Source organism: Chitinophaga sp. Ak27 (genome assembly GCF_012726295.1).
Lineage (GTDB): Bacteria > Bacteroidota > Bacteroidia > Chitinophagales > Chitinophagaceae > Chitinophaga.
The window spans coordinates 536,666-543,828 of the sequence record NZ_JABAOB010000006.1 but is presented as its reverse complement, the minus strand read 5'-3'; the positions used below and the strand labels follow the sequence as shown (position 1 = coordinate 543,828).

The following is a 7,163-nucleotide window of genomic DNA, read 5'->3' as shown; positions in this document are numbered from 1 at the left end:
TTTGCCGCCAGCTTCCTTCAGATTCCACCTTACGATGGACACCCTTGCTATTGGCTAATGCTTCCTGCTGCAAAGTGCATTCGGGACTTACACCCTAGAGCTATAACACATGCCTGGCGCACAATAAAAAGGCCCCTCTTTTCAGAGGAGCCTTCAGCTCTTTGGGACAATATCCCTTCTTGTACCACGTACGGGAATCGAACCCGTGACTCCTCCGTGAAAGGGAGGCGTCTTAACCCCTTGACCAACGCGGCATGTATCGTTTTGGGATTGCAAATGTAGGACGTTATTTTATATTTCCAAAAAAAATTTTGCTAACCTAAATTTATATTGATTAATAAGGGTATTGATTGTAAATTCGCTCTCGATTTTTTCATACTCAAATCACGATGTAAAATGGGAACTACTCTCAAAATTGGTATTAATGGTTTCGGTCGTATTGGCCGTTTGGTATACCGCCAAATTTACAAAATGCCCGGCATTGATGTGGTAGCTATCAATGACCTCACCAGCCCTAACGTGCTGGCGCATTTGCTGAAATATGATTCAGCACAGGGTAGATTCGATGCAGAAGTAAAGCATTCTGAAAACGCAATCAATGTGAACGGTGAAGATGTGAAAATATATGCACAGAGAGATCCGTCTCAAATTCCTTGGAAAGAGCACGACATCGATGTAGTCATCGAATGTACCGGCTTCTTCGCCGACAGAGATAAAGCTGCTGCACACATCACTGCTGGCGCTAAACGCGTAGTAATCTCTGCTCCCGCTACTGGTGATCTGAAAACGATCGTTTTCAACGTTAACCACGAAATCCTGGATGGTAGCGAAACCGTTATCTCCTGCGCTTCCTGTACTACCAACTGCTTAGCTCCTATGGCTAAAGTATTGCAGGACAAATTCGGTATCATCACCGGCTTAATGACTACCGTACACGCTTACACCAACGACCAGAACACCCTGGATGCTCCTCATCCAAAAGGTGACCTGCGCCGTGCCCGTGCTGCTGCCGCTAACATCGTACCTAACAGTACCGGTGCTGCTAAAGCTATCGGCCTGGTATTACCTGAACTGAAAGGTAAACTGGATGGTAACGCACAACGCGTACCTACTATCACCGGTTCTTTAACTGAACTGACCACCATCCTCGGTAAAAAAGTAACTGCTGATGAAATCAACGCAGCAATGAAAGCCGCTTCCAACGAATCTTTCGGTTACACGGAAGATGAAATTGTGAGCTCTGACATCATCGGTATCCACTTCGGTTCCCTGTTCGATGCTACACAAACTAAAGTAATGACTGTAGGCGAACACCAAATGGTTAAAACCGTTTCCTGGTACGATAACGAAATGAGTTATGTATCTCAGCTGGTACGTACTGTAAAGTACTTCGCTGGTCTGATTACTAAATAATTATACCATGTACTCCCCCGCTGTTGCAGGGGAGTCTTTAAATTCCGCGGGACTACACCATAGCAGCAATTGGCCAGATTTTTCTTTTTGGTTGTATACTTGCTTTGCGTTGTTGGTACCGCGGTTTTTTAATAGTACCCCGTTCTCATGATCTTAAATTGATACATATGAGCAAATTTGCTGACTATAACTTTAATGGCCGCAAAGCATTGGTACGTGTGGATTTCAACGTTCCCCTGAACGATGAATTCCAGATTACTGACGATACCCGTATGCGCGCAGCGGTTCCCACTATCCAGAAAATCCTGAAAGATGGCGGCGCCGTGATCCTGATGTCTCACCTGGGCCGCCCGAAAGATGGTCCTACCGATAAATATTCTTTAAGACACCTGGTATATCACCTCGTTAGCTTGCTGGGTGGCGTTACCGTAAAATTTGCATCCGACTGCGTAGGCCCCGTTGCCGAAAAAGCAGCTGCAGACCTGCAAATGGGTGAAGTACTGTTGCTGGAAAACCTGCGTTTCCACAAAGCTGAAGAAAAAGGAGATCCGCAGTTTGCTGAGCAACTCTCCAAGCTCGGTAATGTATATGTAAATGACGCCTTCGGTACTGCACACCGTGCCCACGCTTCTACTGCAGTAATTGCCCAGTATTTTTCACCTGCCAACCGCATGTTTGGCTTGCTGATGGAAGCGGAAGTAAACAGCGCCACCAAAGTATTGGACAACGCCGCAGCCCCCTTTACCGCTATCCTCGGCGGCGCTAAAGTGAGCGATAAAATACTTATCATCGAAACCCTGATGGATCGCGCCAATAACCTCATCATCGGTGGTGGTATGGCTTATACTTTTCTCAAAGCCCAGGGCAAGGAAATTGGTAGCTCTCTCTGCGAAAATGATAAACTGGACCTGGCTAATCAACTGGTAGCCAAAGCAAAGGAAAAAGGTGTAAAACTCTTACTGCCAGTCGATTCTATTGCCGCTGATAAATTTGCACCGGATGCCAACACCCAGGAAGTATCCAACGATAATATTCCTGCGGGATGGATGGGACTCGACATAGGCCCTAAATCTGTAGCCTTGTTTGGCGAAACTATCGCCAATTCCAAGACCATCCTGTGGAATGGCCCGATGGGCGTATTCGAAATGCCCGCCTTCCAGGCTGGTACCAAAGGAGTAGCCGAAGCTATTGTTACAGCCACTGCTAAAGGAGCTTTCTCCCTGGTAGGCGGCGGCGACTCCGTTGCTGCAGTAAACCAGTTTGGTATTGCCGATAAGGTGAGCTACGTATCTACCGGCGGTGGTGCGCTGCTGGAATTCTTCGAAGGAAAAGTGCTGCCAGGAATCGCGGCTGTAGGCCAGCAATAAACTTTAAGAACATTTAACATAACACAACAGCTACCAGGGAGAATGGCGCCAGCATCATTCGCACTGGTAGCTGTTACTTTATGAGACGGACTATAAAAATACCCCAACGTTTTTTAGTATTTTACCACCAACCATTCACTCTTGTGTTATGAACAAACGCCTGCTGTGGTATCCGGCCATCATCGGCTCTTTTGGGGTGCTCATCTGGATCATCCTGCAAAAAGGCCAATCATTGCCCGTCAACCCCAACCATTTTGTTCCGGCTAAGCCGGCAGCCGCTCCTCCCGCTACAGCCGGGTGGTGGCATTACCTCGATAACCTTAAACATCCACTGGGACTACTATTACTGCAAATTATTCTGATTATGGTGGTAGCCCGCTTCTTTGGGATACTGGCCAATAAAGTAAAGCAGCCAGCCGTGGTAGGCGAAATCATTGCAGGCGTATTACTGGGGCCTTCCCTGCTCGGTTGGATTGCGCCCTCCTTCTCTGGCTTTATCTTCCCGGTGGAATCGCTGAAAAACCTGCAGTTTCTAAGCCAGATAGGTCTGGCCTTCTTCATGTTTATAGTGGGCATGGAGCTCGACATCAGTAAAATCAGGCATAAAGCCCACGATGCAGTGATGATCAGCCATGCCAGCATCATTGTGCCTTTCTTCCTGGGCGTTTGGCTGGCTTATTTTCTCTTTACCCGCTTTGCCCCTGCCAATGTAAGCTTCCTTTCTTTTGCACTGTTTATGGGTATCGCCATGAGCATTACCGCCTTCCCGGTACTGGCGCGTATTGTACAGGAAAGAAAACTAACCCATACTCCCCTGGGAATTATGGCGATCACCTGCGCAGCCGCAGATGATGTAACCGCCTGGTGTATCCTGGCAGTGGTAGTAGCCATTGTGAATGCCAGTGGTCTGATGAGCGCACTGATTACCATTTGCCTGGCCCTCATATTTGTTGCACTGATGCTGCTGGCGGTTCGCCCATGGTTGAATAAAATAACAGCTTCCCTGGTGTCCAAAGGACGTGAGAAAGCGGCAGTATCGACCGTATTTTTGATGTTGCTGATTTCTGCCTGGGTAGCGGAAGTAATCGGTATTCATGCCCTGTTTGGCGCGTTCCTGGCGGGTGTAATTATGCCTGCTTCCACTAATATTAAACAATTGCTTACTGATAAACTAGAGGATGTTAGCGTTATGCTGCTATTGCCTATCTTTTTTGTTTTCACCGGTTTAAGAACGCAAATCGGTTTACTGAGCCAGGGCGATCTCTGGATCGTTTGCGGTATTATTATGCTGATAGCAGTAACAGGAAAATTTGGGGGGAGCGCCATCACCGCCCGGTTAATGGGACAATCCTGGCGGCAATCGGTAGCCATCGGCGCGCTGATGAACACCCGCGGATTAATGGAACTGGTGGTGTTGAATATCGGCTTTGACCTGGGCATCCTGTCGCCCGAAATCTTTGCTATGCTGGTATTGATGGCCCTTGCTACTACGTTTATGACCGGCCCTTTGCTAGACCTGGTTGCCATGAGCGAAAAACGGAAGCAAAGCTTAACCACTTTATAAATCATGCCGGCATACAACAAGAGAGGGAGCTGATAACCAGCTCCCTCTCTTGTTGTATCGTATACCCTGCCGGGTAATTATTTCTTCTTTTTCTTAGCAGTGTGCTTTTTGGTGGTATGATACTTCTTAGCTGCTGTATGATGTTTCCTGGAAGAATAAGTAGTTTTCTTGGCTACTGTTGTCTTTTCTGCCATTTTCACCGCAGGTGGGAATTTAGATTTATCTACACCTACCGCTTTATCGTCCAGTGTCATTTGTACCGACTCTTTCAGCATCTCATCTTTCTCTGCCATGAATTGCTTCATTTTCTCTTTCGGGATGCGCAGATCATAAGAATTTTCTGCGCTACCCATTGCTTTGGCAAACCCTGGGTTGAAACGGTCTAATTCCGGCACAGACATATCCAGTTTCTTTGCAATAGCTTCCAGGCGATATTTACCGGTGACATTAATTTCAACAGTGTTGAAAATTTCGTCTTCTGTTAATGGGCCTCTTGCTACAGGTGCGGCCATGTTTTCACCAGCCGGCATATTTACCGTAATAGTGGGATTTACATCGTCGCTTACACCGAAGAAGTTATTGAACCTGTCGAGAATATAACCAGTAGCAATGAATTTGTATACGTGGTTGCGGGACTCTGCTGGTAGGAAATACTGCATTCCCCAGAAGTCTTTACGCCCGCTGGCATTGATAGCACGTTGAACGCCACCTGCGCCGCAATTGTAGGCAGCTACCACCAATAACCAATCGTCGAACTGTGCATACAGCTGATTCAGGAACTGGGCAGCAGCCAGGGTAGATTTATAAAAGTCTTTTCTTTCATCCACTTTCTTACCTACGCTCAAACCAAAAATGCGGGCGGTACCGGCCATAAACTGCCAGGCGCCTACTGCGCCTACCCTGGAACGGGCATTGGTATTAAAGCTGGATTCAATCACTGCGAGGTATTTCATTTCTTCCGGGATACCGTTATCACGGAATACTTTTTCAATCATATTGAAATAAGGCTGTCCCTTATCAATCATGATTTGCAGATGTTGACTATACCGGGTGGCATAATTACTCACATAACCCGCTACCAGGTTATTGTTAATTTGCTCGTACACCTTCGCGCTGCGAATGGTGTTAGGCAAACTTTGGGCAGCCTTTCTAACGGCCACCGATGTGGGAGATGCCTGTACTGAATCCTTAGGTAAATGCACCTTATGACTCAGTCTTACAACTGAAGTATCTGGCGCTCCTATTGGATACACCATCTCTTTAGGATTGCTATTGCTTCCCTTCACTTCCAACCCCACTAAACTCGTTGCTGGCAACAGCAGTAGTAAAAAGATTTTTCTCATACAATTTATTTTAAACAACAGTAACCTGTTCTTTAGCCATGATCTGATTGGCTATATGCAACAAGTTTGCTTCGCTAAACTTCTTTGTGATGATCTGTACACCATATGGCATTCCGTTTGAATGCCGGCTCAAAGGAACGGATATTGCCGGAACCCCTGCCAGATTAGCCAGTACCGTATAAATATCGGCCAGGTACATGGCTATAGGGTCATCTGTCTTCTCCCCTAATTTAAATGCCGTAGACGGCACAGTTGGCATCAAAATGGCGTCGTACTCTTCTAATATTTCGTTGAGTTTTTCTGTTACAAGACGCCTAACCTGTTGTGCTTTAGTATAATATGCGTCGTAATACCCCGCACTCAGCACAAAAGTCCCCAGTAATATACGACGTTTTACTTCTTTTCCGAACCCTTCTGATCTACTTTTTTTGTAAAATTCGATGAGATCCAGGTGTTGTTCAGCCGTTCTATGCCCATATTTTACCCCATCATAACGGGACAAATTAGAGGATGCTTCAGCAGTAGTAAGTACGTAATAGGCTGGAACTACATAGTCGAGATATTCAAAACTTCTTCCTGATACCGAATGACCTAATGACTGCAAACTTTCAAAGAAATCAATATAGCCGTCCTTCATCTCTGCATCCAGGCCATCATGATACTGGGCATCTCTTAAATACGCAAATTTGAATGTTTTATTGTCTTCCAGGGCGGCTTTATAATCTGGTACTGTTTGTTGAGAAGCAGTACTATCAAACTCATCCGGTCCTGCGATTACCTGTAAAACAGCGGCCACATCAGCAATATCTTTGCCAAAAATACCGATCTGATCAAATGAAGAAGCATAGGCAATAAGTCCATATCGGGAAATACGGCCATAGGTAGGCTTTAACCCCACAATACCGCAGAAGTCAGCCGGTTGACGAACGGATCCACCCGTATCGCTTCCCAGGCTTACCTGGCATAAATCTGCCTGTACGGCTACCGCCGATCCTCCGGAAGATCCTCCCGGAACACGGGAATTATCCAGGGCATTAAGGGTAGGCCCGAAAGCAGAATTTTCATTGGTAGATCCCATAGCGAATTCATCGCAGTTGAGATTACCAATGATAATAGCATCTTCCGCCAGCAACCGCTCCACGGCTGTGGCAGAAAATAACGAAGTAAACCCTTCCAATATATGGGAAGCGGCGCTTACATTATGGCCTTTATAGCAGATAACATCCTTAATACCTATCACCACTCCTGCCAATGCACCCAGCTTTTCTCCGTTTTTTAAACGGGTATCCAGCAGTTGTGCCTTTTCCAGGGCTTCCTCCTCATACACTTCCAGGAAGGCATTTAAATGTTTTAGTTGTGCAATACGGTCCAGGTAATAACGAACCTGCTCCATACAGCTTGTGCTGCCGGCGTATAATGCTTTATGAAAAGTAGTTATACAGCTGAATTCAGACAAGGCTAAACCAGTTAAAATTG

5 protein-coding genes and 1 tRNA gene are annotated in these 7,163 nt (G+C 46.3%); 3 read left to right on the top strand and 3 right to left on the bottom strand.

Features of this window, described 5'->3' with window-relative positions; translation table 11 throughout:
* Positions 1–182: 182 nt before the first annotated feature.
* A tRNA-Glu gene (locus HGH90_RS22000) sits at positions 183–254 on the bottom strand.
* 142 nt (positions 255–396) lie between these two features.
* Here HGH90_RS22000 and gap point away from each other — a divergent pair.
* The 3 genes from gap (at position 397) to HGH90_RS21985 (ending at position 4,344) form a co-directional block, all read left to right on the top strand.
* The gene (gene gap / locus HGH90_RS21995) at positions 397–1,413 is read left to right on the top strand and encodes a type I glyceraldehyde-3-phosphate dehydrogenase (protein ID WP_145660349.1); all 1,017 of its coding nucleotides are present in this window, start codon (positions 397–399) and stop codon (positions 1,411–1,413) included.
* A gap of 167 nt (positions 1,414–1,580) precedes the next feature.
* Complete coding sequence (locus HGH90_RS21990; RefSeq protein ID WP_168767091.1) at positions 1,581–2,780, top strand: phosphoglycerate kinase; 1,200 nt, start codon at positions 1,581–1,583, stop codon at positions 2,778–2,780.
* Between the two features lie 148 nt (positions 2,781–2,928).
* Positions 2,929–4,344, top strand: coding sequence for a cation:proton antiporter (locus HGH90_RS21985; protein WP_169191886.1), 1,416 nt, complete (start codon positions 2,929–2,931; stop codon positions 4,342–4,344).
* Positions 4,345–4,421: 77 nt separating this feature from the next.
* Here the strand turns inward: HGH90_RS21985 and HGH90_RS21980 are convergent, their stop codons facing one another.
* Together HGH90_RS21980 and gatA are read right to left on the bottom strand one after the other, a co-directional pair.
* Complete coding sequence (locus tag HGH90_RS21980; protein ID WP_168767089.1) at positions 4,422–5,687, bottom strand: lytic transglycosylase domain-containing protein; 1,266 nt, start codon at positions 5,685–5,687, stop codon at positions 4,422–4,424.
* A gap of 10 nt (positions 5,688–5,697) precedes the next feature.
* Positions 5,698–7,143 (bottom strand): Asp-tRNA(Asn)/Glu-tRNA(Gln) amidotransferase subunit GatA, encoded by a 1,446-nt coding sequence (gene gatA, locus HGH90_RS21975; RefSeq protein WP_168767088.1) that lies wholly within the window; start codon positions 7,141–7,143, stop codon positions 5,698–5,700.
* Positions 7,144–7,163 lie beyond the last annotated feature (20 nt).

What these genes read in the sequence shown, in the direction of transcription:
- gap (WP_145660349.1), top strand. Translation starts at nt 397, where the DNA reads ATGGGAACTACTCTCAAAATTGGTATTAATGGTTTCGGTCGTATTGGC.
- HGH90_RS21990 (WP_168767091.1), top strand. Translation starts at nt 1,581, where the DNA reads ATGAGCAAATTTGCTGACTATAACTTTAATGGCCGCAAAGCATTGGTA.
- HGH90_RS21985 (WP_169191886.1), top strand. Translation starts at nt 2,929, where the DNA reads ATGAACAAACGCCTGCTGTGGTATCCGGCCATCATCGGCTCTTTTGGG.
- HGH90_RS21980 (WP_168767089.1), bottom strand. Translation starts at nt 5,687, where the DNA reads ATGAGAAAAATCTTTTTACTACTGCTGTTGCCAGCAACGAGTTTAGTG.